Below are 2,165 nucleotides of genomic sequence, written 5' to 3'. Positions count from 1 at the left end.
ACATTAAGCGGCAAAAAATTGTTGGTTAAAATGTTGAACGGAGTGAAAACAACCAACTGTTTTTGTCCGTTTGAATGCCTTGTTAGTTGTTGATAGTTAAACACATTTAACTCACTAACCACACTTAAATTTAATTAATGGGAGTGAGAGTTTTAAAACACCCACCGCAACTTTGCCACTGAATGTGAATTTGAGCCGTTTACACCTTTGCTAATTATTGAATCCTGCAAAATTTAGGCGAAAACTGCATAGCCAAAAACACAAAGCTACTTTATAAAACTGATAATTGAAACAACAAAGGAAGGAAACAAACACCAATCCTTTGATGTGAAATACCACAAGTTGAGAAATAAAATTACTCGAACTAGTTGCGGCAACTAACGCCCTGTTAATGGGCAAAATATAGTTGGCTAAAATGTTGAGGAACGAAAACAGCCAACTGTATTTTGTCCTTATTTAACAGCTTGTTATGTAGCTGGTAGATTGACCACTGCTTTACAAATACTATCAGCAAACACTGGACATTTGTTAAGTGCATTAACTAAAACTTGTTTTTGCTCTAAACCCCAAGTTTCATCAATGTGTGACAAAACAAATTTATACAGCTCAGGTTTGTTTTGTAAATAATCAAGTTGTTCCCATTTATGCGCTAGCAACTTTGCAACAGAATCAGAGAATCCTTGCCCAATTGAACCATCATCACAATGTTTATATTTAACGAATGCCTTTTCTAAAGATTCCCATGTTTCAGCATATCCTGCGAGATCTTCAGCAGCCATTGCCTCATCTTGAGTACAAGAAAAAGTATTAAAAGATATAATTAAAAGTACAATTATTAGATATTTCATATTGCTACATAACGCCTTGCTAAGCGGAAAATAATGGTTGGCTATAATCGCGAAGCGATGGCCAACTGTTATTTTTCCGTTTAAGCAACTTGTTATAAATCGTGACCTAATGACTTAACGTGGTCGATAACTAAACCATGACCACCCAATAATGCAGACAACCTTATTTTGGCACCGCTTTCAAAAGTTAAAGTATACCAATTAGGGGTCGAGTGAAACTTCACTTGCTGTAAATTAACCCATAATTCATCTTTTGAACCAGTCCACGGTGTATGGAATTCAATTGATGTTTCATCAAAGCGTCCATGAACTTTAAATGCTTCACCAAATGAATATATAGCGCCAATACCAAAGCCAACAATTAATCCTATTAAAGCAAAAAAATCACGTTCATGGTTATAATCAGTAAACAATAAAACATATAACGAACCTAGGGAGAAAATTAAACATCCCCAAAACAAACCAGAAATCAGCATTCCAAATTTCAATTGACCATTTTTTGTTTTGTGGCTGATTTTAGATGAAACGATTGTGCATAATATTACGGCAATAATACCGCCAATAATTCCACTATAACTTGAATCCATACTCCGAAACTCCTTGAGATTTATAACGCCCCATTAAGAGGCAAATAATAGTTGGCTAAAATAAGCGACGAAGGAGCAAATAGCCAACTGTTATTTGTCCTGCTTGAATGGCTTGTTATGTTCCAACTTTCCCCTACAAGGAAAGAATACAAGCCACAACTAATAAAAATATGCCTAAGTATTTAATCCATTTTCTAAACTCATGGTAATAAATTTCATTGTCACGTTTATCATAGTGGTCAACAACATAAGAGAGCATGTGAAAACAACCACACAGAAACGCAAGGTTTGCGATTAAGATACCTTCGCCATAAACATAAGTACTTTCATATTTACTTATAGGAATAAGTAATTCACCACTATAAAACCCATATCCACCGTAGGATATTAGTAAAATTGAAAATATGATGTTTTCAATAATTTCACGTTTTGTTAATGAGTTAGGAATATAAACACCATTCGAGTCCACATTTCTTACGGGTTCATTTGAAGTAAATGAATCTGGTATTTCCTCTTTTGGTAGAGGAGTATGTTTTCCAGTATTAATTTTAGATATTAGATCGCAAATAGTTTTATACCGTTCAGGGTACAACTCTTTATCTATGTGCTCTTGAACTTCTTCCAATTCATCTAAAGAATATTCTTCAAAACTTGGATTCACACTCAACCTTCCTTGGAACATAACGCCCCAATAAGGGGCTAAAAATTGTTGGCTAAAATCAGCGAGGCA

The 2,165-nt window shown here is 34.6% G+C and carries 2 protein-coding genes and 1 pseudogene; all 3 read right to left on the bottom strand.

What is annotated here, in order from left to right; translation table 11 throughout:
• Positions 1 to 467: 467 nt before the first annotated feature.
• Positions 468 to 848: a hypothetical protein gene (locus CXF71_RS11545; protein WP_101233110.1), complete on the bottom strand. Its 381-nt coding sequence runs from the start codon at positions 846 to 848 to the stop codon at positions 468 to 470.
• A 92-nt stretch (positions 849 to 940) separates the two neighbouring features.
• Positions 941 to 1,435, bottom strand: coding sequence for a hypothetical protein (locus tag CXF71_RS21525; RefSeq protein WP_198559875.1), 495 nt, complete (start codon positions 1,433 to 1,435; stop codon positions 941 to 943).
• Positions 1,436 to 1,568: 133 nt separating this feature from the next.
• Positions 1,569 to 2,165, bottom strand: a pseudogene (locus tag CXF71_RS11540) (hypothetical protein); the annotation flags it as partial.

The organism is Colwellia sp. 12G3 (genome assembly GCF_002836775.1).
In the GTDB taxonomy this organism is placed as follows: domain Bacteria; phylum Pseudomonadota; class Gammaproteobacteria; order Enterobacterales; family Alteromonadaceae; genus Colwellia.
The sequence above is the reverse complement of the archived record's forward strand: the minus strand, read 5'-3'. Positions and strand labels throughout refer to the sequence as shown.